This window comes from Methylophaga sp. SB9B (assembly GCF_004832235.1).
Classification (GTDB): Bacteria; Pseudomonadota; Gammaproteobacteria; order Nitrosococcales; family Methylophagaceae; genus Methylophaga; species Methylophaga muralis.
The window spans coordinates 91,437-117,552 of sequence record NZ_SSXS01000005.1 but is presented as its reverse complement, the minus strand read 5'-3'; the positions used below and the strand labels follow the sequence as shown (position 1 = coordinate 117,552).

At 45.9% G+C, this 26,116-nt stretch carries 18 protein-coding genes and 4 pseudogenes; 8 read left to right on the top strand and 14 right to left on the bottom strand.

Annotation, left to right across the window (positions count from 1 at the left end):
- Positions 1-2: 2 nt before the first annotated feature.
- The 6 genes and pseudogenes from E8Q33_RS07130 to mnmG all read right to left on the bottom strand — a co-directional run bounded on the left by E8Q33_RS07130 (position 3) and on the right by mnmG (position 6,916).
- Positions 3-377, bottom strand: a complete 375-nt coding sequence (locus tag E8Q33_RS07130) for an ATP synthase subunit I (protein WP_136553838.1) — start codon at positions 375-377, stop codon at positions 3-5.
- Between the two features lie 261 nt (positions 378-638).
- Entirely contained in the window at positions 639-2,492 is a 1,854-nt protein-coding gene (locus E8Q33_RS16540; RefSeq protein WP_136553836.1) for a methyl-accepting chemotaxis protein, read from the bottom strand.
- Positions 2,493-2,737: 245 nt separating this feature from the next.
- Positions 2,738-3,601 carry a ParB/RepB/Spo0J family partition protein gene (locus tag E8Q33_RS07120; protein WP_136553834.1) on the bottom strand — a complete coding sequence of 288 codons (864 nt, stop codon included), beginning with the start codon at positions 3,599-3,601 and terminating at the stop codon, positions 2,738-2,740.
- A gap of 18 nt (positions 3,602-3,619) precedes the next feature.
- Positions 3,620-4,401, bottom strand: a pseudogene (locus tag E8Q33_RS07115) (ParA family protein).
- Between the two features lie 5 nt (positions 4,402-4,406).
- Positions 4,407-5,033 (bottom strand): 16S rRNA (guanine(527)-N(7))-methyltransferase RsmG, encoded by a 627-nt coding sequence (gene rsmG, locus E8Q33_RS07110; RefSeq protein WP_069294824.1) that lies wholly within the window; start codon positions 5,031-5,033, stop codon positions 4,407-4,409.
- On the bottom strand, positions 5,033-6,916 hold the full coding sequence (mnmG, locus tag E8Q33_RS07105; RefSeq protein WP_136553832.1) for a tRNA uridine-5-carboxymethylaminomethyl(34) synthesis enzyme MnmG: 1,884 nt from the start codon (positions 6,914-6,916) through the stop codon (positions 5,033-5,035). Before mnmG ends, rsmG begins: the two co-directional genes overlap by 1 nt.
- A 154-nt stretch (positions 6,917-7,070) precedes the next feature.
- On the opposite strand from mnmG, the gene E8Q33_RS07100 reads away from it, so the two are divergent.
- Positions 7,071-7,430 (top strand): diacylglycerol kinase, encoded by a 360-nt coding sequence (locus E8Q33_RS07100; RefSeq protein WP_069294826.1) that lies wholly within the window; start codon positions 7,071-7,073, stop codon positions 7,428-7,430.
- Here E8Q33_RS07100 and lgt read toward each other — a convergent pair.
- Positions 7,402-8,194, bottom strand: a pseudogene (gene lgt / locus E8Q33_RS07095) (prolipoprotein diacylglyceryl transferase). The gene E8Q33_RS07100 and the pseudogene lgt overlap by 29 nt on opposite strands.
- 288 nt (positions 8,195-8,482) lie before the next feature.
- On the opposite strand from lgt, the gene E8Q33_RS07090 reads away from it, so the two are divergent.
- From E8Q33_RS07090 to E8Q33_RS07080, 3 genes are read left to right on the top strand one after another with little or no spacing between them, the layout of a single operon-like run.
- On the top strand, positions 8,483-9,211 hold the full coding sequence (locus E8Q33_RS07090) for a TorF family putative porin (RefSeq protein WP_069294828.1): 729 nt from the start codon (positions 8,483-8,485) through the stop codon (positions 9,209-9,211).
- 60 nt (positions 9,212-9,271) lie between these two features.
- A complete protein-coding gene (locus E8Q33_RS07085) occupies positions 9,272-9,610 on the top strand; it encodes a P-II family nitrogen regulator (protein WP_069294829.1) in 339 nt (112 codons plus the stop codon).
- A gap of 18 nt (positions 9,611-9,628) precedes the next feature.
- Positions 9,629-10,900 (top strand): ammonium transporter, encoded by a 1,272-nt coding sequence (locus E8Q33_RS07080; RefSeq protein ID WP_136553830.1) that lies wholly within the window; start codon positions 9,629-9,631, stop codon positions 10,898-10,900.
- 101 nt (positions 10,901-11,001) lie between these two features.
- Here E8Q33_RS07080 and hemE read toward each other — a convergent pair.
- The 3 genes and pseudogenes from hemE to gltB all read right to left on the bottom strand — a co-directional run bounded on the left by hemE (position 11,002) and on the right by gltB (position 18,383).
- Positions 11,002-12,065 (bottom strand): annotated as a pseudogene (gene hemE / locus E8Q33_RS07075) (uroporphyrinogen decarboxylase).
- 396 nt (positions 12,066-12,461) lie between these two features.
- Positions 12,462-13,868 (bottom strand): FAD-dependent oxidoreductase, encoded by a 1,407-nt coding sequence (locus E8Q33_RS07070; RefSeq protein WP_136553828.1) that lies wholly within the window; start codon positions 13,866-13,868, stop codon positions 12,462-12,464.
- A 24-nt stretch (positions 13,869-13,892) separates the two neighbouring features.
- Entirely contained in the window at positions 13,893-18,383 is a 4,491-nt protein-coding gene (gene gltB, locus E8Q33_RS07065) for a glutamate synthase large subunit (RefSeq protein WP_136553826.1), read from the bottom strand.
- Positions 18,384-18,615: 232 nt separating this feature from the next.
- Here gltB and purE point away from each other — a divergent pair, with 232 nt between their 5' ends.
- From purE to E8Q33_RS07050, 3 genes are read left to right on the top strand one after another with little or no spacing between them, the layout of a single operon-like run.
- A complete protein-coding gene (purE, locus tag E8Q33_RS07060) occupies positions 18,616-19,110 on the top strand; it encodes a 5-(carboxyamino)imidazole ribonucleotide mutase (RefSeq protein ID WP_136553824.1) in 495 nt (164 codons plus the stop codon).
- 14 nt (positions 19,111-19,124) lie between these two features.
- On the top strand, positions 19,125-20,255 hold the full coding sequence (locus tag E8Q33_RS07055; RefSeq protein ID WP_136553822.1) for a 5-(carboxyamino)imidazole ribonucleotide synthase: 1,131 nt from the start codon (positions 19,125-19,127) through the stop codon (positions 20,253-20,255).
- On the top strand, positions 20,255-20,530 hold the full coding sequence (locus E8Q33_RS07050; RefSeq protein WP_069294834.1) for a SelT/SelW/SelH family protein: 276 nt from the start codon (positions 20,255-20,257) through the stop codon (positions 20,528-20,530). Before E8Q33_RS07055 ends, E8Q33_RS07050 begins: the two co-directional genes overlap by 1 nt.
- Before the next feature lie 51 nt (positions 20,531-20,581).
- Here E8Q33_RS07050 and topA read toward each other — a convergent pair.
- The 4 genes and pseudogenes from topA to E8Q33_RS07030 form a co-directional block, all read right to left on the bottom strand.
- Positions 20,582-22,862: pseudogene (gene topA, locus E8Q33_RS07045) on the bottom strand (type I DNA topoisomerase).
- 84 nt (positions 22,863-22,946) lie between these two features.
- Positions 22,947-23,414, bottom strand: coding sequence for a DUF494 family protein (locus E8Q33_RS07040; protein WP_069294836.1), 468 nt, complete (start codon positions 23,412-23,414; stop codon positions 22,947-22,949).
- A 23-nt stretch (positions 23,415-23,437) separates the two neighbouring features.
- Positions 23,438-24,559: a DNA-processing protein DprA gene (gene dprA, locus E8Q33_RS07035; protein ID WP_136553820.1), complete on the bottom strand. Its 1,122-nt coding sequence runs from the start codon at positions 24,557-24,559 to the stop codon at positions 23,438-23,440.
- Between the two features lie 10 nt (positions 24,560-24,569).
- Positions 24,570-25,604 (bottom strand): LysM peptidoglycan-binding domain-containing protein, encoded by a 1,035-nt coding sequence (locus E8Q33_RS07030; protein WP_069294837.1) that lies wholly within the window; start codon positions 25,602-25,604, stop codon positions 24,570-24,572.
- Between the two features lie 182 nt (positions 25,605-25,786).
- On the opposite strand from E8Q33_RS07030, the gene E8Q33_RS07025 reads away from it, so the two are divergent.
- Positions 25,787-26,104, top strand: a complete 318-nt coding sequence (locus tag E8Q33_RS07025) for a cytochrome c (protein ID WP_069294838.1) — start codon at positions 25,787-25,789, stop codon at positions 26,102-26,104.
- Positions 26,105-26,116 lie beyond the last annotated feature (12 nt).

Sequence of the window (26,116 nt, the reverse complement as noted above, 5' to 3'; positions counted from 1 at the left end):
TCTCAAGCCTGTCTCATATGTCCAATAAATAAAATTATTTGCATTGCCGCGAAGCCGAGCAGTAAAGGTAATGGGCTAAGTTCTAGCACCGCAAATCCCACTGCAAACATAGCTATGGTGAGAAACCATCGCTCTGCAATACACCTGAATGCTCCCCCAAGGTTAAGCTCTGGGTTTGCACCAGCCTTCTTGACTGTTTTCAGTAAATGCCACCGAAGCAGCAATGTGTTGGCCAAACTGATCATTCCGCCAAAGCTTAGGGCTATGGCGACATCCTTGCCTTGTAACCAGGAGACACAAGCCACTATGATAATCAATGCTATAAACTGAGTTTTTAGCAAACGATTTATGGGCTCAACTCTGGTTAACTGCTCCATTTTTATCCGCTGGATCTTAGTTTTGCCTTAAGCAAATCAGGGAATTATATAGACCTATGCTTTGCATGGTCAACGACTATCTCGGTTAATTTATTCTAGGCAGAAGAAAATTGCAGATTTATGAATTAACTCACCCGCAATTTTTTATTTGTGAAAGATTCCATTTTTGGATTCTGGTTTTGAGAGAAATTGTCTGTGATATTTTCCCGACCAAGCTATTACTAGTCTCTGTTCTTTAGTTAACAGGGACTAGAGAATTTACTATGCCGTTTTGTACTTTACTGGTAATTCTAGCGATTTTGGCTGCAAATCAAATTTCAGACAATGCGCTTCATATAGGGATTTAAGTTCAGCTTCGCCCATCAAATTTCCTGGTTCGTCACGGTAGCTGATATTGCCAGTGACCGCAGCTCCCTGCCATCTTTGCTCGATCTGTTTGCGTTCGGGCTGCTGCTTGAACCAGGCAATAAACTCATTGGCTTTTGCCAGTAGTCGATAACTTGACCCCCATGCATTGACCGCCATGGTGTAGTAGTAAGGCTGCTGAGCAATATTACCTGGAACAATTTCAATTTTGCCATGCCAGGGACTGCCAGGATTTTCACAGGCCCAGTAATAAATCGGTAAATCGACGCCAAAGGCATCCACTACCCCATCGGCAAGACAATTATGAATTCGTGATTGATCGGAATAGGCAATCAGATTATCCAGCTTAATTCTTCCTCCGGCTTTGCTTTCGTTACTACTCCAACGAAGTCCTCGATCTTCGAGCACTTGAAATGCCGCAGGATCATTGATGATGCCAACTACCTTGCCATCCAAATCTTCAAGCCGATTAATATTGTTGTCACCTTTTCGGCGAGCCAAAACCCAGTGCAGATAGGTATATGCTTCAGAGTAAGCAATATTATCGTATTCGGCAGATGGAGGTAGCGCACTGATTACAATGTCTGCCGGCGGTTCACCATAGCGTTTACCCGCCGTAAGTAATTCAGTGCACATATCCCATGGCGCTTCGATAAATTCACATTCAACACCGAGAAAACGGGCAAAGGCTTTGGCATAGTCAACATCCATTCCTTTAAGTGGTTCACCCAACTTTTCACGGAAAGATAGGCCAACAAAATTTGGCTCAATAGCAACGCGAAGTTTGCCACGAAGCAAGATATCATCCAGCTGATCGTGCGCTGCATCGGGCACCAGATAGAGCTTTTTCAGTGTGGAATCCATGGATCTGACGGCAGAATGAATATCTGCTGCTTGAATATCAATTTTTTCCAAGCCTTTTGAGGTGTCTTCAACAACTTCATTAATGATTGTGTTTTTACTATGAATGCGCCGCATGACGCCATTACTTAGATCCAGCGTTTCAAAGATCACCGCGGTATTTTCCATTACCGCAGTCAACTGCTCACTAATTGAGTGAAACAGTTCAGTTAACTGACCTGTGGCAGATTGAATAACCTCTACAAAATTGTTGAGTCGTTCAGCATTTGTCTTGCTGATGTTATCCAGTTCAGCATTGACTTGCGTAAAGTCGAGTTGTTTGGAGGCTTGTTCTGCCCTTTCCATAGTGACCGCTGCCAGTCGTCGAACTTCATCTGCAACAACTGCAAAGCCCCGTCCATGCTCACCGGCACGCGCGGCTTCAATGGCAGCATTTAGCGCCAGCATGTTAACTCCACGGCCAATTTCCAGAATGCCATCAAGTACATCCGTAACGTTGTGCGATTTTTCATTCAAAGTCACGGTGATCTGTTGCATTGCCAGGCCGACTGCGGTGTTGACATCATTTACCTCAACATCAATCTGCGTTTGCAATGCACCAACAGTGGAATTTGAACTGTTGAGATAATCATTTGCTTGTTTTAATTCGGTATCCAGTTTCTCAGTACGTTGACCGATCTCCGATAAAAAGTTTTGCTGAACTTCCAGCGCGCGAAAAATCTGTCTGGAAAGTTGGGCTGTCTGACTGCTCACCAGTTGAATCGAACGATAAAAACGTTTTTCTTCCTCAGAGAAATGCTGGCTGATAGGAAGCTCCGGCACCAACACGTTGTTTAGCTTGGCTTCACTGAGCTCTGATGAATTGAATATCCTGTTCAACAATTTCATTGCTGATTCCATAACTTTTGATTAAGTCGGAATATGCAATTGTCAGTCCAGCGAACGGATTGATTGAGTGGAACGGATTAAAAGGCTTTAAAAATGTGATTTCAAGCACAAATTGATGCTTAGTGCCTTACCAAGAGTTGTTAGATATTGCAGATCATGAAACTAAGTTGCACCAGAGTGACTCAGGGCTTCCCTAATTCTGTGCGTTTCAGAGATTAAAATACCTGAAAAAATTAGCTTATCTTTTAAACGCCAATTTGTTTGATCAGCCGTTTTAGTTCATCAACATTGGCATAATCAAAAACCAGCTTACCTTTACCATTGGCGCGATGTTTAATACTGAAACCATTGCCGAGCTTCTCCATAATACGCTGTTCGATTTGCTCGATTTCTTCGACTGAAGGTTGAGGCACTTCGGGCTTATCTGTAGCTGAAGGTTTTAATAGACGACGAACGAGTTGTTCTGTTTCACGAACCGACAGACCTTTTTCAACAATCTGCAATGCTGCTTCAGACTGGCTTTCACCTTCTAAAGCCAATAAAGTTCGCGCATGACCCATTTCCAGATCGCAGTTTTCCAGCAACTTTTTCACATCATCATTCAGATTTCGCAAACGTAGTAGATTGGTGATGGTGGCACGAGATTTACCGACGGCCTCTGCGGTTTGCTGATGAGTCAATTCAAATTCTTCACGCAGCCGGAACAAGGCATTCGCCTCTTCCATAGGGTTCAGATTTTCGCGTTGAATATTCTCAATCAATGCCATCGCAATAGCATTGCGATCCGAAACATCTTTGATTAAAACCGGAACACTTTCTAAACCAGCCAGCTTGGATGCCCGCCAGCGACGTTCTCCAGCAATAATTTCGTAGTGTCCGCCTTCAATCGGTCGAACCACAATAGGTTGAACCAGACCCTGAGACCGAATGGAGTCGGCAAGTTCTTCAAGGGACTCCTGCGACATATCCATCCGCGGCTGATATTTACCGGGCTGGATCATGTCCAGAGGGAAATGCTGCAAGCTATCGTTCAGGCTGTTTTCGTCCTGATTGACGTCACCTAACAGTGCATCAAGTCCTCTGCCTAATCCTCTTTTTTTACTTACCATGCTAGGAATACCTGTCTGTTAGCTTGCTGATGTTGCTTTTTTATCACGACGCATCAATTCACTGGCCAGTGCCATGTAAGCAATTGAGCTCGCGAGGTCCTGTCATAATTTAACACAGGCAGGCCATGGCTGGGCGCTTCCGCTAAGCGAACATTTCGTGGAATTATCGAATGAAAGACTTTGTTTTGAAAATGACTGATCAACTGACGTGAAACCTGATTGGCGAGGTTATTACGCGCATCAAACATGGTTCGCACCATGCCGGTGACTTCTAAAGCGGGATTGGCACGTTGTTTTACTCTTTCAATAGTACGCAGCAAAGAGGTCAAACCTTCCAACGCGTAATACTCACATTGAATAGGTATTAATACACCTTTAGAGGCCACCAGAGCGTTGACCGTTAACATGCTCAATGATGGCGGGCAGTCGATCAGAATGAAGTCGTATTTTTCTTTGCTGGATTCCAGCGCTAATCTGAGACGGTGTTCACGTAGTTTGATGTCCAGCAATTGGACTTCGGCAGCCGTAAGATCGGTGTTGGTGGGCATCACATCAAAGCCAAGACCTTCGGGACGAATGATGGCATCGCTGGCTTTGGCTTCCGCCATAATGACTTCGTAACTGCTGACTTCAATGGCATCTTTATCAATGCCGCAGCCGGTGGTCGCATTACCTTGCGGATCCAAATCAATCATCAGCACTTTTTTGCCCGAATCAGCAAGTGAAGCCGCCAGATTTACTGTGGTCGTGGTTTTACCGACACCACCTTTCTGATTGGTAACCGCAAATATATTTCCCACTGATACTAATCCTTAATCAGTCTTACCAGATGCCTCTCAGCCTGATCTCCCGGTACTCTCAGCGCTACAACATCTTGCAGTTTGAAACCGTTTTGAACCGCTGCCAGTTCTTGTTCAGGGTATACGCCTTTCATCAATATCAGGCTGCCCGCATCATCGCAGTGTCTTGCGGCTAAATCAATAATCTCGGCAATGGTAGCAAATGCTCTGGCAGTAACAACTTCTACCTTGGGCAGGCTTATTTGTTCGACTCGCCCATGTACTACCGTGACATTATTCAATTTCAATTCAGCTTTTACTTGCTGTAAAAAACGTGTCTTTTTGATATTGCTGTCTAGCAAGGTCACGGCCATTTGCGGAAAACAGATGGCAATGGGAATACCGGGAAGCCCAGCGCCACTGCCAACATCTAACAAGCTTTTACAGTTCAGGTAAGGAATGAGCGATAAGCTGTCGAGGATATGCCGTGTCAGCATGCTTTGCGGATCACGTACTGAGGTCAGGTTATAAACCTTGTTCCATTTTTGCAGCAGTGCAAGATAATCCAGCAATAAGGTTTTTTGTTCGTCGGAAAGTTGTAATTGCAGTTCTGCACAGCCCGCATCGAGCTGTGCTTTTAAATCGAATCCCATCAGCTCGCTTCACTCCAGCCTGAACGTTTCAGATGAACTAACAATAATGAAACGGCAGCAGGGGTTACTCCCGAAATCCGCGCTGCTTGTCCTAAACTTTGTGGTTTGGCATTTTGCAGCTTTTCCCGAACTTCGTTGGATAAGCCACGTACATTTTTATAATCCAAATCGGCCGGTAGCGTGGTACTTTCATTACGTTGCAGGCGATTCACCTCATTTTGCTGGCGATTGATATAGCCAGCGTATTTCACTTGAATCATCACCTGCTCGGCTACGTCATCGGCGACTGATTGCTCTTCATCCAATAATGTCATCAAGCCCTGATAATCCACACTGGGTCGACGTAGTAATTCGATTGCTGTACTGCTTTTTGCCAGAGGTTCACCCAGCACTGAAATAGCGCGCTGCTGATCGATTTTATCTGCCGATACTCGTGTGGTATTCAAGCGGGTATTTTCCGCCTCTATCGCTTCCAGCTTGGCACTGAATATTGCCCAACGCTCATCATCGACAATGCCTAACTGACGACCAATTGGTGTCAGACGTGAATCGGCATTATCTTCACGTAACATCAAGCGATATTCCGCACGGCTGGTGAACATACGATACGGCTCTTTAGTGCCAGAGGTGATCAAGTCATCAATTAATACACCGATATAGGCTTCATCACGACGTGGATACCAGGGTTCCAGCTCACGTGCCTGCAATCCGGCATTCAGACCAGCAATCAAACCCTGGGCAGCGGCTTCTTCATAGCCAGTCGTACCATTAATCTGTCCGGCGAAAAACAGGCCCGGCATATGTTTGGTTTCCAGCCACGGTGTTAAATCACGCGGATCAAAAAAGTCATATTCAATGGCATAGCCCGGACGAGTGATATGGGCATTTTCCAGACCTTTCATTGATCGAACAATTTCATATTGCACATCAAACGGCAGGCTAGTGGAAATACCGTTGGGATAAACTTCGTTACAATCCAATCCTTCAGGCTCAAGAAAGATCTGATGTGAATTACGATCAGCAAACCGCACCACTTTGTCTTCAATGGAAGGGCAATAACGTGGACCAATACCTTCGATTTCGCCACTGTACATCGGTGAACGATCCAGATTATTACGGATCACTTCATGGGTTTTATCGTTGGTATGGGTGATATAGCAGGAAATCTGTTGCGGGTGATGTTCACGCTTGCCGAGAAATGAAAATACCGGCGTGGGCGTATCACCTGGTTGTTCAGCCAACTGTGAAAAATCGATACTGCTGGTCGCAATACGCGGTGGGGTGCCGGTTTTTAATCGATCAACACGGAACGGTAATGCTCTAAGACGTTCTGCCAAGGCAACAGAAGCAGGGTCGCCAGCACGACCACCTTGGTGACGCTGTAAACCAATATGAATTACCCCGCCAAGGAAAGTGCCGACGGTAAGTACAACCGTTTTGGCACCAAACCGTAAACCTGATTGGGTGACCACACCGGCAACACGATCATTTTCAACAATCAGATCGTCTACGGCTTGTTGGAATAAATAAAGATTTGGTTGAGATTCAAGTACGGCGCGGATAGCTGCTCTATAACGAATACGATCAGCCTGAGCACGAGTCGCTCTAACCGCTGGGCCTTTGCTGGCATTAAGAATTCTGAATTGAATACCGGCACGATCGGCTGCTTTTGCCATGATGCCGCCAAGGGCATCAATCTCTTTAACCAGATGGCCTTTACCGATACCACCAATTGCCGGGTTACAGCTCATTTGACCGATGGTTTCGATGTTTTGTGTGAGCAATAGCGTTTTTACACCCTGACGAGCCGCTGCTAATGCAGCTTCGGTACCGGCATGGCCGCCGCCAACGACTATAACGTCATATTGATCCTGATACTGCATAACTCACCCATGACAAAACATATAAAAAGACTGAGGATTTTAACATGTCAGTCATAATCTTTGCCTAATATTTCAATCATTTATGGTCAGATTTCGCTAAAAATCCGTGCAATCTGGCTATCCATTTTTAACAAACTCACTGGACAGTGTAACGATGATTGAAAAAAACACCGGCATCAAACGCTTAATGTTTGCTTTGGTTTATTCATTACAGGGACTGTATGCCGGAATTCGCTATGAATCAGCATTCCGCCAGGAATTTATTCTGCTGTTATTACTGGGCGTAGTCAGCTTTTTCCTTGATGTCACACCAGCTGAAAGGTTGTTGATGATAGCCTCTCTGGTCGCTGTGTTAATTGTTGAAGCACTTAACTCGGCCATTGAGTGTGTGGTCGATAGAGTGAGCACCGATGTTCACAAACTGTCTGGCCGAGCCAAGGATTATGGATCGCTTGCGGTGTTATTAACCTTATTACTCAGTGCCGCTACCTGGTTGATGATTTTGTTGGATTAGCGCTTTGGTAGGCCCAGAAGATCATAGCTGCACCTGCAATAATCATCGGGACGCAGAGTAGCTGCCCATTGTGAACCAATCAAACGCCAGATAGCCGTATTGCGGATCGGGCACCCGGAAAAACTCTGCTACAAAACGGAAACAGCCGTAGCCTAATAAAAACAGACCTGATACTGCTGCACGGGGACGCGTTTTTGCCGAGAACCACCAAAGAATAATAAACAGTAACAGGCCTTCCAGCATGGCCTGATAAAGCTGTGAAGGATGACGTGCTAACGGTCCTCCGGTAGGAAATACCATTGCCCACGGCACATCCGATGCTCGCCCCCATAATTCGCCATTAATAAAATTACTATCCGGCCAAAAAACAAACCCAAGGGCACTAAAGGTGCAGCAAAATCACTGATTTCGAAAAAGGATTTACCCGACTTGCGACCAAATAGCCAAATTGCAACAAGTACACCAATTAAACCACCATGGAACGACATCCCTCCCTGCCAAACCTTGAACAAATTCAGTGGATTATCAATAACATTCGGTAGATCATAGAATAAAGCGTAACCAATCCTGCCCCCCAAAATTACACCAATCGCACCATAGAAAAGCAGATCTTCTACCTGGGATTTTTCCCATCCTCGATCATTGGCTCTCCATCTGCCCAGCATCCAGGCTGCTACAAAACCAAATAGGTACATCAAGCCATACCAATGTATGGCTAATGGCCCAAGCTCAAGGGCAACTGGATCAATCTGTGGATAATTCATTTGTCGTTCTCATCTTCGTAGGTGCAGGCATCATAACAAGCCAGCTATTAATCTTCATTAACAGAATTTGCACCATTTTTGGGCAAAGCAATTTCATCATCGCACCAAAATAACTCTTTTGATAGCAGCGCAATGTCTGCAAATTAACCTAAGCATATGTATTTTAATTGTTTTTTAAAACTGGCATGTAAACTGCGTTAGTTGTGGCAGTCTGAATACACGATGTTGTAAAAAATCAACGCATCGGATTCAACAAGACTACAAAACAATTCAAACGAGGAGATTTAAATGAAATTCAAAACGCTCTCAGCAATGTGTCTTGCTGCAACTACAGTTTTAGCTACTTCATCAGCAATGGCATGGGAAAGCGAAGACGGCGCGCATTCTACCAGTGCAAATATCGGTCTGTTTAGTGATTACATCTTTAGAGGTATTTCTTTCACTGATGATAAACCTGCTATTCAAGGTGGATTTGATTACGCGCACACATCAGGTTTTTATGCCGGCACCTGGGCTTCGAATCTCTCTATCGATGAAGAAACCAACATTGAAATCGACATCTATGCTGGCTTTGCCAATGAGTTTGGTGAAAGTGGTATCGGCTATGACGTAGGTGCTCTTCGTTATATGTATCCAGGTTCACGTGGCTCAGACAGCTTAGACTATAACGAATATTATGCTGGTCTTTCTTATAGCTATTTCAGTGCTACTGTTTTCTATACAAACGACTGGGGTAATACTGGTGAAGATGAAATTTATTATAAACTTGGATTTGATTATGATCTTCCGTACGGTTTAGCGCTATCAGCACATTATGGCTATACCGACTCTGATCGTAATACTGGTACCGATTTAGATGATAGTTACACTGATTACAGCATTGGTTTGACTAAAAGCTTTGTCGGTTTGGATTGGTCTGTTGCTTACGTAGGAACTGACAGCGATGGTAAAGACTTTGCTGCAAGTAGAAGCAATGCAGATGATCGTTTCGTAGTAAGTGTCAGCTCATCATTCTAAACAGCTCAAGCAGAAGGCCCTGATAATCAGGGCCTTCTTTTCTAAAGAAGGAATACGCTTATGAAACAAGTTGTAGCAATTATCAAGCCTTTCAAGCTTGATGATGTCCGCGAATCACTCTCCGAAATCGGCGTACAAGGTTTAACGGTTTCTGAAGTAAAAGGCTTTGGACGTCAAAAAGGGCACACTGAGCTATACAGAGGTGCGGAGTATGTTGTGGATTTCCTGCCAAAATTGAAACTGGAAATCGCAATTGATGATGGCATCGTAGAACAAGTTATCGAAGCTATCATTAAAGGTGCTAACACTGGCAAAATCGGTGATGGCAAAATCTTCGTTTACCCACTTGAGCAAGTGGTTCGGATTCGCACTGGCGAAACCGGCCCAGAAGCTCTGTAAGCTTAGGGAGTATAGATAATGGAAAATGAAATCTTCCAACTCCAATACGCCATGGACACCTTTTACTTTTTAGTATGTGGTGCTTTGGTTATGTGGATGGCGGCCGGCTTCTCAATGCTTGAAGCAGGTCTGGTTCGTGCTAAAAATACCACTGAAATTCTGACCAAAAACGTAATGCTGTTTGCTATTGCCTGTACCTCTTATCTGGTTGTAGGTTATGACATCATGTACGGCGGCGGTTTATTCCTTGCTGGCATTGACGGTGGTGAAACACTGGTAGCTGATGCATTGGCATTATCTGCTGAAGAAGGCTTTGAAGGCGGCGCAGTTTACTCTTCTGCATCAGACTTCTTCTTCCAAGTTGTGTTTGTTGCTACAGCAATGTCTATCGTTTCAGGTGCGGTTGCTGAACGTATGAAATTGTGGGCTTTCGCTGCATTTGCCGTTGTAATGACTGCATTCATCTACCCAATGGAAGGTTCTTGGACTTGGGGTGGTGCTGATGTATTTGGCATGTACAACTTGGGTGACCTTGGCTTCCTGGATTTTGCTGGTTCCGGTATTGTTCACATGGCGGGTGCTGCTGCAGCATTAGCTGGTGTTATCTTACTGGGTGCTCGTAAAGGTAAATATGGTCCTAACGGTGAAGTTCGCCCGATCCCTGGCGCAAACCTGCCTTTAGCAACTTTAGGTACCTTCATCCTGTGGATGGGTTGGTTCGGCTTCAACGGCGGTTCCGTATTGAAATTAGGTGATATGGCTAGTGCCAACGCAGTGGCAATGGTATTCCTGAATACAAATGCTGCAGCAGCTGGTGGTGTACTTGCTGCTCTGGTTGTTGCCAAATTGTTATTCGGTAAAGCTGACTTAACCATGATTCTGAATGGTGCTCTGGCTGGTCTGGTTGCAATCACTGCTGGCCCTGACACTCCGACTCCATTGATGGCAACCATCATTGGTGCTGTGGGTGGTGCGATTGTAGTGTTCTCAATCGTCTTTATGGATAAAGTGAAGATTGATGACCCTGTCGGTGCAATTTCTGTGCATGGTGTGGTTGGTCTGTGGGGTCTGCTAGCAGTGCCACTGACAAACGCTGATGCCAGTTTCTCTGCACAAATCATCGGTGCCGTAACCATCTTTGTTTGGGTATTTGTTTCCAGCTTCATTGTCTGGGCAGTACTGAAAATGATTATGGGTCTGCGTGTGACCGAAGAAGAAGAATACGAAGGTGTGGATTTGGTGGAATGTGGTATGGAAGCATACCCAGAGTTCACTAATAATTCTAACTAAGTCATTCTCGACACAACAAAAAAGGGCAGGTTTATCCTGCCCTTTTTTATATCTGAAATTTACCAAGCCCAAAGGCTTGTTACAGCTTTAATAGATAACCATTACTGATGATATTGAACACTTTCTGCATGCACTGCATCCACTAACGCTGCAACGTGTTCCGGATTAATCGTCGGATGAATACCATGGCCCAAATTAAACACATGGCCACTGCCATGACCATAGGCTTTGAGAATTTCTTTTACTTCTGTTTTTATTCTTTCCGGCTGAGCATACAAAACACAAGGGTCCATATTGCCTGTAAGGCCACTTTATCACCGACTTGGTAACGCGCCAGCGAGATATCCGTGGTCCAATCCAACCCTAAGGCATCTGCCCCCACTTCGGCCATATGACTTAACCATTGGCCACCACCTTTGGTGAACATGGTCACCGGCACGCGTCTACCTTCATTTTCTTTGGTTAAGCCGCTGATAATTTGCTGCATGTAGGCTAATGAAAATTCTTTGTAATTCGGTCCGCTTAAGGCCCCACCCCAGGTATCGAATAACATTAAAGCCTGTGCCCCAGCAGCAATTTGAGCATTTAAGTAAGCAGTTACTGACTCGGCAAGTACCGATAACAAACTATGCATCACTTTTGGCTCATCAAACATCATGGCTTTGATTTTGGCGAAATCCTTGCTCGAACCACCTTCAACCATATAACAAGCCAAGGTCCACGGACTGCCACTAAAACCGATTAATGGTACCTTGCCATCAATTTCTCTGCGGGTCAGACGGATCGCATCCATTACATATCCCAGGCTATCTTCCATATCCGGAACGCTGAGATTGGCTACATCTGCTGCACTGCGTATGGTTTTATGAAATTTGGGCCCTTCTCCGGCAACAAAATGCAGACCAAGCCCCATTGCATCAGGAATTGTCAAAATATCGGAAAAGATAATCGAGGCATCCAGATCGTAACGTCGAAGCGGCTGCAAAGTGACTTCACAGGCCAGTTCTGGCGTAGTACACAAAGTCATAAAGTTACCGGCCTTCTCACGCACCTGACGGTACTCGGGCAAGTATCTGCCAGCCTGACGCATAATCCAAACCGGGGTTTTATCGACAGGTTGTTTTAATAAAGCACGCAGATAACGATCATTTTTTAATTCGGACACCGGAGCACCTTTTTTGTTGATGGCAATTACTAGGGTTTGTTGATCTTTCATATCCACCACTGCTGGCGGCTATTTTTGTGTCCGACAAGGCGGAAAGCACGCAGTGTAGCCACCCTACATAAGTGATTGACAACGCAGCGGCCGCAAAAATAGCCTCAGCCCTTCGGGTTGTGACTGAAAAAGCGTCACTCTGCGTTGCTCGTCGCTTATTTAGAATAACTAAAAGGCGCTCCTCGTGCCTTGATTGACGCTTTTTCAGCTCACAACAGAGGCGGATATGAAAGATAAACAAGCCCTAACTCAGAAACAAAATCGCACTGAGAGATCAGACTCAATCGAGTATGACCAACTCAGTGCGATAAGATTGCCACTATTTTTCAGATAAAAACTGGAGTTTTACACTTCCAGATATTCAAGAATACCTTCAGCCGCCTGGCGACCTTCCCAAACAGCGGTAACCACTAGATCAGAGCCACGAACCATATCACCACCGGCGAAGATTTTCGGATTAGTGGTTTGATAAGCGCAAGCACCTTCAGCAGGGGCAACAACACGGCCACCATCATCAATGCTGACATTGAATTTTTCAAACCATGGTGCTGGGCTTGGGCGAAAACCAAAAGCGATGACGACTGCATCAGCAGGAATAATTTCTTCACTGCCAGCTACCGGTTCAGGACGACGACGACCACGCTCGTCGGGCTCACCCATTGCTGTAGTGACCACTTTGACACCGGTTACTTTATTGCCATCGCCAACAATTTCAATCGGCTGACGGTTCCACATAAATTCAACGCCTTCTTCACGCGCATTATTTACTTCACGGCGTGAACCCGGCATGTTTTCTTCATCACGACGGTATGCACAGATAACGTTAGTTGCACCTTGACGAATTGCCGTACGGTTACAGTCCATTGCTGTATCACCGCCACCGAGCACAACTACCTTCTTACCTTCCAGCGAAACATAATTTTCTGAAGGTAAGTCCAGCAATTTTTTGTTGTTCGCCACCAGGTACGGTAACGCTTCATATACGCCTGGCAATTCTTCGCCAGGGAAGCCACCTTTCATGTAAGTGTAGGTTCCCATACCGAGGAAAACAGCATCGTATTCGTCAAGCAAAGCATCAAATTCAACGTCTTTACCTACTTCGGTATTCAGACGGAATTCAATTCCCATACCTTCCATGACTTCACGGCGGCGTTTAACAACGTCTTTTTCTAATTTAAATTCTGGAATACCAAAGGTCAGTAAGCCACCAATTTCAGGGTAGCGATCAAACACTACTGGTTTTACACCATTGCGAACTAATACGTCAGCGGCACCTAAACCTGCAGGGCCCGCGCCAATCACCGCAACACGTTTACCAGTATCGACAACCTTGGATAAATCCGGACGCCAGCCTTGAGCTAAAGCGGTATCGGTAATGTATTTTTCTACAGAGCCAATGGTCACGGCGCCAAAGCCGTCATTCAAGGTACAGGCGCCTTCACATAGACGGTCTTGAGGACATACCCGACCACAAATTTCTGGCAAAGTGTTCGTCTGATGGGCCAGTTCAGCAGCCTGTTCAAGATTGCCTTCACTAATCAGTTTCAGCCAGTTTGGAATATAGTTGTGTACTGGGCACTTCCATTCACAGTACGGATTACCACATTCCAGACAACGGTCAGCCTGTTCAGCCGCCTGAGGCGCATCAAATTGCCCGTAAATTTCACCAAATTGCTGTTTGCGAACGTTTGCATCGAGTTTTTTGGGGTCAACACGACCTACATCTAAAAATTGAAACGTATTTTTTTTCATCGTTATTTTGTTTTACCAGTTGTATCAGGCCGCTTTGGTGGCGATTTTCAATAAACCATCCAATGACGCTGCTTTGGGTTTGACCAGCCAGAATTCTTTAATCGCCTGTTCAAAGCGATCCAGGATCTGGTGCGCCCAGATACTACCGGTTTCACGCACGTGGTCTTCAATAAGGCCTTTTAGATGCAGAGCAGCTTCGGACATTTCGTCGCTGTCAATCCGCACCAATTCAACCAGCTCTTCGTTATAACGCTCAGCAAAGGTGTTATCCAAATCCAGCACATAAGCCAGACCGCCAGTCATACCCGCACCAAAATTCAGGCCGGTTTCGCCCAGCACGACAACAACCCCACCAGTCATATACTCACAACCGTGATCGCCGACGCCTTCGACAATAGCTACTGCGCCGGAATTACGTACTGCAAAGCGTTCACCAGCTTTACCTGCTGCATACAATTCACCGCCAGTCGCACCATATAAGCAGGTGTTACCAATAATACTGGCATTCTGCGTTTCAAAATCACTTTCAGGTGATGGATAAATGGTCAATTTACCTGCCGCCATGCCTTTACCGACATAGTCATTGGCATCGCCTTCAAGACGCATTTCCAGACCGCCGGCATTGAATACACCAAAGCTTTGTCCGGCAGAACCTTTCAGATTCAGACGGATAGGCTTATCAATCATGCCGTAATTGCCATGAAGCTTGGCAATCTCACCGGACAACCGTGCGCCAATTGAACGGTTTATGTTGCGAATGCTGTAACTGAATTCACCGCCAGTTTTATTAACGATGGTCTCTTTAATATCAACCACCATCTGCTCAGCCAACTCACCTTTGTCATAAGGTTCATTTTTCGGTTCAAGGCAGAACTGGGGTTTATCGGCCGGAACACCAGCGTTTGACAATAACGGTTGCAGATTCAATCCGCGTTGCTTGTCCGTAGTGCCTGGCAAAATTTCCAGTAAATCAGTACGACCAATCAAGTCCTGCAAACTGCGAACACCGAGTTTAGCTAACCACTCACGGGTTTCACGAGCCACAAACTGGAAGTAGTTCATCACCATTTGTGGCAAACCGATAAAGTGCTGTGTACGCAGCTTTTCATTCTGCGTTGCAACACCGGTCGCACAGTTATTCAAATGGCAGATCCGCAGGTATTTACAACCTAATGCCACCATTGGACCAGTACCGAAGCCAAAACTTTCTGCTCCCAGAATCGCTGCCTTAATGACATCCAAACCAGTTTTCAAACCACCATCTGTTTGCAGACGAACTTTGTCACGTAAATCATTGGCACGCAGAGTCTGGTGGGCTTCACTCAAGCCAAGCTCCCAAGGACCGCCAGCATATTTGACCGATGTCAGCGGGCTGGCACCGGTACCACCGTCATAACCAGAAATAGTAATCAAATCGGCATAGGCTTTTGCCACACCTGCGGCAACGGTTCCGACACCTGCTTGCGATACCAGTTTTACTGATACCAAGGCATCCGGGTTGACCTGTTTCAAGTCAAAAATCAGCTGCGCCAGATCTTCAATCGAATAGATATCATGATGTGGCGGCGGTGAAATCAGTGTTACGCCTGGTACAGAATGGCGCAGTGTCGCAATCATCTGATTGACTTTGCCACCAGGTAACTGACCACCCTCGCCAGGCTTGGCGCCTTGAGCGATTTTGATCTGCAATACTTCTGCGTTGACCAGATAATGTGGTGTTACACCAAAGCGGCCTGAAGCAATCTGTTTGATTTTGGAGACACGCTCGTTACCAAAACGATCCGGATCTTCACCACCTTCACCAGAATTTGAACGACCACCTAAACGGTTCATCGCAATCGCCAACGCTTCATGAGCTTCGGGCGATAAAGCACCTAAAGACATACCTGCGCTGTCAAAGCGTTTGAGAATAGCGCCAGTATCTTCAACTTCTTCAATATCGAGCGGTGTATCGGCCAATTTGACATCAAGCAGGTCGCGTAAAACCATCGCTGGCCGTTCGTTGACTAGAGCCGCATAAGTTTTGTAGTCATCATAACTGCCACCCTGAACGGCTTTCTGCAGGGTGCCGATAACATCAGGGTTATAGGCGTGATATTCACCACCATGGATGAATTTCAGCAAACCGCCTTGTTCACGTTTTTTACGTTGATTCCAAGCCAATTTAGATAGTTGCAACTGATCTTCATGCAAGGCTTCAAAATCAGCTCCGTTGACTCGGCTGGTTGTGGCAGTGAAACATTTTTCAACCACGGCATCGTTCAAACCGACAATCTCAAACAGTTGAGCGCCACGGTAGCTGGCAATCGTTGAGATACCCATTTTCGAGGTGATTTTGAACAATCCTTTATTGATGCCTTTACGGTAGTGACGGCATAACTTGGCATGCTCAATATCTTTGATTTCATTGGTGGCACGCAGATCCTGCAAGCAAGCGTATGCAAGATAAGGGTAAATTGCAGTTGCGCCATAACCCAGCAGCACCCCGAAATGATGTGGATCACGGGCGGTTGCGGTTTCAATAATCAAGTTGGCATCGCAGCGCAAACCGGATTTAATCAGATGCTGATGTACCGCACCAGTTGCCAGTAGGGCATGTACCGGCAGTGTATCTTTGGAAATATCACGATCACTAAGAACCAATACAACATTGCCACTACGGACAGCTAGTTCTGCATCTGCACAAATCGCATCAATTGCTTTTTCCAGGCCGATTTCTGGCTGGTAATTCAACGAAATACGATAGGATTTGTATTCTGGATCGTTGTCACCCAGTTTAAGGATCTGATTGAACAGCTTTTCAGTCAGTACCGGAGAATCCAACACCACACGTTGAGCGTGATCTTCACCTTCTTCAAACAGGTTGCGCTCTTGACCGATACAGGTCTCCAACGACATAACAATGTTTTCACGCAACGGATCGATCGGCGGATTGGTTACCTGAGCGAACTGCTGACGGAAAAAGTCATACAACGAACGGACTTTCTGTGACATGACCGCAAACGGGCTATCATCACCCATCGAACCAACGGCTTCTTGACCGATCTCACCTAAAACTCGCAGAACTTGATCGCGCTCTTCGAAGCTGACGCCGAACATTTTTTCAAAGATTTCCAGCTCTTCACCCTGAATTTCCGGCAAGGTATGCTCATCGTCTCTTTCGGTGTCTTCCAGACGCTGCAAATTATTATTCAGCCACTCGCCATAAGGCTGAGCGTTTTTCAGCATATTGTTGATATCTTCTGGCATCAACAATTCACCGGTCTGAGTGTCTACCGCCAGCATTTGACCTGGTTTCAGGCGACCTTTTGCTACGACATCTTCTGGCTGATAGTTATACACGCCGACTTCTGATGCCAGTGTGATATGGCGATCCTTGGTAATGACATAGCGCGCTGGACGTAAACCATTGCGATCCAATGTACACGCTGCATAACGACCATCGGTGATAACGACACCGGCAGGGCCATCCCATGGTTCCATATGCATCGAGTTAAAATCGTAGAATGCTTTCAGATCCGCATCCATGGTCGGATCGTTTTGCCAAGCTGGTGGAATCAACAAACGCATTGCACGGAACATGCTAACGCCACCCGCCAACAATGCTTCCAGCATATTATCCATGCTAGATGAGTCAGAACCGGTGGTACCAACTAATGGACGAATGTCTTCCATGTTTTCGATCAACGATGTCGCAAACTTGGCACCGCGGGCCAAAGCCCAGTTACGGTTACCTTGAACAGTATTGATTTCACCATTGTGTGCCAGATAACGGAAAGGCTGAGCCAAACGCCATTGCGGCCAGGTATTGGTGGAGAAACGTTGGTGGAATACGCAAATAGCCGTTTCCATCCGCTCATCACCAAGGTCTTTGTAAAACACCGGCAAATAAGACGGCATTACCAAGCCTTTATAAGACACCACTTGTGATGACAGGGTTGGAATGTAAAAGTCTTTATCGTCGGTGATTGCTTTTTCTGCTTTACGGCGAGCGATGTATAGATTGCGCTCAAAAGCGGCAGCATCCATTGATTCACCGGCATTAACAAATACATGGCGCATCTTCGGCAGTAAACGTAATGCTTCCTGACCGCAGGCTGTTTCAGCATCAACCGGCACTTCGCGCCAGCCCAATACATGCAAACCCTGTTCAGTCAGTTTTTCGCTCACCGCATCTTGCGCTAACTGTGCTTTGTCGTCGTCCTGTGACAGAAAAACCATACCGACTGCATAATGCTCTGCCAATGAAAAGCCAAGCTCTTCGGCAATCGCTTTAAAGAAGCTGTCAGGCTTTTTCAGCAATAAACCGCAACCGTCGCCGGTCTTACCATCAGCACCGATCGCACCTCGATGGGTCAGGTTACCCAAAGCTTCAATGGCGGTTTTAACCAGCCAGTGGCTTGGCTTACCATCCATTTGGGCAATCAGGCCGAATCCGCAGTTATCGCGCTCAAATTCAGGTCTGTAAAGACCTTGTGTTAGTTCTGTTGGCTGACTCACGTCACATACCTTCATCGTTTGTTAGCGCCGTCGCAGCTCCATTCCGGTGGTTAAACCAGCACAGCTATGTCAAAACTGAGGAGCGTCGCACAAAAACACGGCAGAAAGGATCACCTAGTATAACGATTGATCCGGCACCATTCAATTCTAGCTACACTTTTAGACCGTGCTATCAGCAGTAAATTTTCCTATTTTCAATAAAATAGCTAAAATGCACTGCTTTTCTGACAATACAATCGGACTAACAATGGACAAACCACTGGTAGGTGTAGTGATGGGCAGCAACAGTGACTGGCCTGTCATGCAAAAAGCCGTCGAGCAACTTGAAGCTTTCGGCGTAGCCTATGAAACTCAAGTTGTCTCTGCCCACCGAACACCTGACCTGTTAACCGAGTATGCTAAAACGGCAAAAGCTAAAGGATTAAGCTGTATTATCGCTGGTGCCGGAGGTGCTGCTCATTTACCTGGCATGCTCGCTGCGAATACATTGGTACCCGTTCTGGGAGTACCAGTTCCATCTCGCTACCTGAAAGGTCAGGATTCTTTATTATCCATTGTGCAAATGCCGAAGGGAATACCTGTGGCGACCTTTGCCATTGGTGAAGCTGGTGCCGCCAACGCAGCCCTATTTGCTATTGCCCAGTTATCTATCCATGACAAAAAACTGGAAGCAAAACTTGAGCAGTTTCGTAAAAGTCAGCATCAGGCCGTTCTGGACATGACGCTGCCACCATTAGCATAAAACTGAGGACGTAAATGATCTTACCAGGTGCCACACTAGGAATGCTGGGCGGCGGCCAATTAGGTCGCATGTTTACCACCGCAGCTCAGACAATGGGTTATAAAGTCATTGTGCTGGATCCGGATAAAAACAGTCCAGCAGGCATTATTGCTGATCAACATATCTGTGCAGCTTATACCGATGAATCAGCCCTCGCCGAACTTGCCCAACTTTGTGCAGCGATCACTACCGAATTCGAAAACATTCCTGCCAGCACCTTGGCCTTTCTTGAGCAACGCACTGTTGTTCATCCATCCTCAACGGCTCTGGCCAGCACACAGAATCGTAATGTTGAAAAAAACTTTATTCTTGCTCAAGGCATCTCGACAGTACCTTTTGTCAAAATACAGTCCAGCAGCGATATTGATAGCCTCAACAATCAAGTTACTTTCCCGGCCATACTGAAAGTAGCGACTTTTGGCTACGATGGAAAAGGTCAGATTGTTTGTGAAGATTTATCAGCCGTGTATGCAGCATTTGATGCAATGGGTCAAAAAGAATGTGTTCTGGAACAGCGTATTGATCTGGAACGTGAAATATCCGTTGTGTTGGCTCGTGGCCAGGATGGACAGATAACGCCTTTCCCGGTTGCAGAAAATGTGCACATCAATGGCATCCTCCATTCGACCACTGTGCCGAGCATTGCGGCAGAATCACTTCAGCAAACGGCGATTGAAATGGCCAGTAAAATTGCTGAAGGCCTTGCATACGTTGGCACCATGGCAGTCGAATTTTTCGTCTCGAAACAAGGTGACATTATTGCTAATGAAATCGCACCGAGACCACATAATTCCGGCCATTACACCCTGGATGCTTGTCGCACATCACAATTTGAACAACAAGTAAGAATGCTTTGCGGTTTGCCCGCTGGAAATGCTGAGCTTATCTCGCCTGTTGTGATGATTAATTTATTAGGTGATGTGTGGGGCAATAGCCAGCCACACTGGAATAAACTGCTTACCCAGCCCGATATCAAGCTGCATTTATACGGAAAAAAAGAAGCACGTGCTGGTCGCAAAATGGGTCATTTTAATGTGCTTGCTGCTGAAACATCTCAAGCAATGGAGCTGGCCAGTCAAACTTTTGAAGCCATCAAAGCTGATTAATGCACAACATTACGATTACCTATTGCACACAATGCCGTTGGATGCTCAGAGCAGCTTGGATGGCCCAAGAATTACTCAGTACTTTTGATGGCGAGATTGCAGAATTAACGTTGAAACCGGGTACCGGCGGAGTGTTTGAAGTAACGGCGGATAGTGAGTTGGTTTGGTCAAGAAAACAGGAAGGTCGCTTCCCGGATATTACCGAGCTGAAACAACGTGTTCGTGATGTTATTGCTCCCGAGCAGGATTTAGGTCATTCCGATAAGAAAAAGTAATCGCTGAGTCTGAGAAGATAAAAAAGGGACGTTTTCACGTCCCTTTTTTTGTTATGCATCTTCCACTTTGACGCTGTAACCGCACTCTTTCTGCGGACAGACTTTTTCTGTGCCTTTACTCTTGGTGGTTTTGATACTCAAAATCGGCCAATTACAGTTAGGACACGGCTCGGCAACCGGCTCATTCCATATCGCATAATCACAGGTTGGGTATTCCGAACAGGAATAGAACACCTTGCCGCGTCGGGACTTACGGGTAAGGATCTCACCTTTTTTACATTTCGGGCATTCAACACCGGTTTTATCCGGCTGTTCCAATGATTCAATATGCTTGCATTTCGGATAACTGCTGCAGCCGATGAATTTGCCATACTTACCGGTACGTACCCAGAGATCTGATTCACATTTAGGACATTTACGACCTTCAACTACTTCAGGTTCACTTGCAGTAGTTTCTTCGCCATCAATGTTGCGTGTGTAATCGCATTCAGGGTAACCGGTACAACCGATAAATCGGCCACTTCGGCCAACCGGCTGGATAATTTTTTGCCGCATTTTGGGCAGTCTTCATCCAACAGTTCTTGCGTCACATCGCTACGCTGAACTTCTTTATCCTTGGTTTCGACCTGTTCTTTAAACGGTCCCCAGAAATTGCGTAACAATGGAATCCATTCCGCCTCACCGCGCGATACCGCATCCAGATCATCTTCCAGTTTGGCGGTAAAGTCATAGTCCACATAGCGGGTAAAATGCTCAACCAGAAACTTGCCGACAACACGCCCCACATCGGTTGGATGAAAGCGTTTTGTAATTAACTCAACATATTCACGTTGCAGCAGGGTGGAAATAATACTGGCATAGGTTGATGGACGGCCAATATCATGCTCTTCAAGACTGCGGACCAGACTGGCTTCACTGTATCTCGGTGGTGGCTCGGTAAAATGCTGCTCAGGACGGATGGCAATTAAGTCGATAACTTCTCCAACTTCCATCGGCGGCAAAATAGTTTCGTCTTTGTCGCCTTTGGTATCGTCTTTACCTTCCAGATAAACACTCATAAAGCCAGGATTAACTACGGTAGAACCATTGGCACGGAATGTATTTCCCTTGCCACAGCCCAAATCCACTGCAACGGTATTCAAAGTCGCGTGGATCATCTGACTGGCTAAAGTACGCTGCCATATCAGGTTATACAGTTTGTGTTGATCGGCAGATAAATACGCCTTCATTTCATCTGGCGTGCGCAACACTGAGGTTGGGCGGATCGCCTCATGCGCTTCTTGGGCATTTTTGGATTTGGTTTTATATTCCTGCGGCTTGCTCGGCACCGATTTAGCGCCATATCGCTGACCGATAAATATGCGGATTTCTTCGATTGCTTCTGCCGCCAGCGTTACCGAGTCGGTACGCATGTAGGTGATCAAACCTTCTGCCCCCTCGCCTGTATCCACACCTTCATATAACTGTTGAGCAACACTCATGGTGCGCTGTGCGCCAAAGCCTAATTTACGGGAAGCTTCCTGTTGCAATGTTGAAGTGGTGAATGGTGCAGCGGGATTACGTTTACGTTGTTTTTTCTCAACGTGAGTAACTAACAGTTTGCCTTCAGAAGCTTTGTTTAATGTTTTAACGACTTCATCTGCCTGCTCAGTATGTTCAATACTGAACTGACTAAGTTTTTCATTTTTGTATTGGGTTAATTTTGCTTGAAACGGTATTTTCTCAGCTGCAGCATCAGCTTCGATGGTCCAATATTCTTGAGCTTTGAACGCTTCAATTTCCAGTTCTCGCTCGACAATCATTCTAAGCGCTGGACTTTGCACCCTGCCCGCAGACAAGCCTCGACGAACTTTTTTCCACAACAGTGGCGAAAGGGTAAAGCCAACCAGATAATCGAGCGCTCGACGCGCTTGCTGAGCATTGACCAAATCCATCGACAGTTCGCGTGGATTCGCTACCGCATCATTGACGGCTTGTTTGGTGATCTCGTGGAAAACAACACGAAAGGTTTCTTTATCTTTTAATACGCCTTTCTTTTTTAATAACTCATACAAATGCCAGGAGATAGCCTCTCCCTCACGATCCGGATCCGTTGCCAGATAGAGCGTGTCGGCTTTTTTCATGGCTTTGGCAATCGCCTCAACATGTTTACTGTTGCGATCGATAATCTGATATTTCATTGCAAAATCATTCGACGGTCGACTGCACCTTCTTTAGGCAGTAAATCCCGGACATGACCATAAGATGCCAAGACTTCTACATCTTTGCCCAGATATTTTTTGATGGTCTTGGCCTTGGCCGGCGACTCAACAATGACGAGTTTTTTTCCCATAAAATCCTGTACCAAAAATAGACGCTCTAAATAACACTGCCCGTGTAAAACGGGCAGTGTTATGCATAATAAGAGCGGTCAAATTCAGTGAATAACCGCTTCCAAATCTTCAAACACTAAATCTTCCATCCAGGCATAAGCGACTTCCCTGCCCGGTTGGTAGAACAGCACCATGAGCACGACCCATTTAAGCTGTTCCAGATCAATTTCTTCACTATCCAAGGCCAACACACGCTCAATAACAACTTCGCGGGTTTCGACATCCAAAACACCAACCTGTTCCAGAAACAATAAATAGCCACGACAATGAATATCGAGACGCTCTATTTCACTGTCACTGAAAACACGGATATGTGTATTGGGAATGTCTGTCTGCGGTGCCACCACAGTCATGTTGTCAAGCCAATCAAGTGCTTTGTGTATCTCTAATTCCTGAAAGCCTACCTGCTCTAATTCAAGTTCCAGGACATCTTTATCAGGTTGGCTGCTATCTTCAGTATCGATATAGTTTTCGAACAGATAGAGCAACACATCAATTACATTTTCTTTCATCGGCTTCTCTATTGTGGGCCCGATCAGGTTCCGGTTCTGACGTATCGTCCTCCGGGCAATGATGCAACCTGACCTTGCAGCTCCAGTAATAACAGCATGGATGAAACGGCATCAACCGTCAATCCGCTTTTGTCAATAAGTATATCGATGTGAATAGGGTCATAACCCAAAAACTCAAACAGTTGCTGATAATCTTCATCAAATTCCGCTGGCCCGGCAACCTCTTCTGCTTGATCAATCTTTTGATCAGTTTGCGGTATCACTCCAGCCAGGGCACCAAGCTCTTCGATAATGTCATTTGCCGTTTCAACCAGCTTGGCTCCTTCCCGTATCAATTGATGACAGCCTCGAGATAACGGGTTATGAATGGAGCCAGGAATAGCAAAAACTTCCCGGCCTTGTTCCATCGCCATTCTTGCCGTTATCAATGATCCGCTTTTTACGGCGGCCTCAACCACCAGTGTGCCTAAACTTAATCCACTGATAATGCGATTACGGCGGGGAAAATTTTCAGCTTTAGGAGACGTACCAAGCGGAAACTCAGAAACAATGGCCCCATTCTCAGCGATATGATGTGCCAAGTCACGATGTGCAGCCGGATACACTCGATCCAATCCGGTACCAATCACGGCAATGGTCCTACCCGATGCTGCTAAAGCGCCTTTATGTGCTGCTGCGTCAATTCCAGTGGCTAATCCACTGGTAATCACGATATCGCCATGCACCAAATAGCGGGCGAACTCAAATGCACTATCACGTCCAGACGCTGATGGATTTCGACTGCCGACAATAGCCAACTGCCACTTACTGAGTAACGTGACATCACCTTGCACAAACAATAATGCAGGAGGATCCGCTATCTGCTTTAACAACTCTGGATAAGATGGGTGCCGTTGATCAATGACGTGGCGGTTATCTGCCGATAACCATTCGAGATCCCGCTCTACCTGATCCCAGTCAGGAGATTGCAATAACTGTAGAACTGTCTGATCAATACCTTTTAACAGTCGAGTTTCACGGAAAATATCTGCTGGATGATGAACCTGATTTACCAACTTATTAAAGGTTACTGGCCCAACACCGGGAATACGCTGCAAGGCCAGATGACATGCTAAGAACAGTTGCGAATCAGAGAATCTATGCAAGCTGTTTCCTTTATTCTGCAGAACGCACCTTGTCAAACAGATGCATGGATGTGGTCGCTTTCATCACGATGGCATAGCTCACTTTGTCATAAAGCTTGAATACCATAGCTTCACCGGCATGCTCATCCGGTAATGTTACTGTCGCTTTTCGATCAGCACTAACCGTGTCTCGAATAGTTTTTCCGGCTTTATAAACCGACAGAACATGCCCGCTTTCCAGGCCATCGCGAGTGCCTAGGTTTAACACCACGATTTGATATTGTCCGACTTGCGAGACGCCATCAAAAACCGAAATAATCATGCCTTCCATCGGCTGGGAAGGGGCTCTTGGAAAGAAGTTGAGTTCAAAATCTTCTTCTTCAATGGCTAATAATCTATCACCTACCATGACTTCACGATCGGTATAGGTTAAATCCAGAGTGGAGATTTCTCCCGGTTGTTTTATTACTCCATCGCCAGAGTAGATTGCCTCCACACCCAGCTCTTCACCGGTGTTAGGATCAAAATAAATCTTCCCGCCGCGAAACACACTAAACTCAGTATCATCCGGATCGGTGATACCCCGCACGTACACATAATCACCCGCACCGGATAGCAACCTTTCATCTGCTGTCGAGACTACATAAGGGGCCGCATCCAATACCTCTGTTCCTACCACCCGCGGTTTGGTTAAAAACGGACGAATAATTGATAAGGGAATGGTGTGGATTGCTTCATCCATTCTGATTTCACGCATTTCAGGCGAAAGCTTGAAAGTCTGCTGGCCACGATTTAACTCTAGTACTGGTCGACCATCACGGTAGACCAACGTTAATTCATCGCCGGGAAAGATAAGGTGGGGATTTTCGACTTGTGGGTTGACCTGCCATATTTCAGGCCAATGCCAGGGATATTGGAGAAATTTTGCTGAAATATCCCAAAGCGTATCGCCTTTGACCACCACATAACGTTCAGGATGGTTTGGATTAAGGGCTACCTGGTTTGCCAACAACGTAGAACTCATCAACAGGGCCATTAAACCCAAACAGATGTGACGCATCATCATAAAATCCTCATGGACGCTACAGGGCAGCATATCCCTGGACAGACAGCAACGGCTCATAGTGTCTAATAAGCGTTTGCACTAATCAAGTAATCCGGCAACAAACTTGGTTTATAATGTGTCGATATCTCGACTGGTTAAACTTTTTCTGCCTGAAAAGGCCAGCCATATTGACGGAGTACAAGATGAAATTAACGGCCTGCATTATCCTTGGTTTTACTGTAAGTAGTATGAGTGCATTAGTCAGTGCAGCAGGTGATGTATCTGCCGGTAAAGCTAAATCAGCCGTATGCGCAACCTGTCATGGTGCCGATGGTATTGCAATTATGCCGGTTTATCCTAATCTCGCCGGACAGAATGCTGAGTATTTAGAGTCAGCACTCAAAGCCTACCGTGATAAACAGCGTCAAGGTGGTATGGCGGCTATTATGCAGATGCAGGCTACAAACTTATCAGATGAAGATATTGCAAACCTTGCCGCTTACTACGCAAGTTTGAACTAACAAAAACTGCTG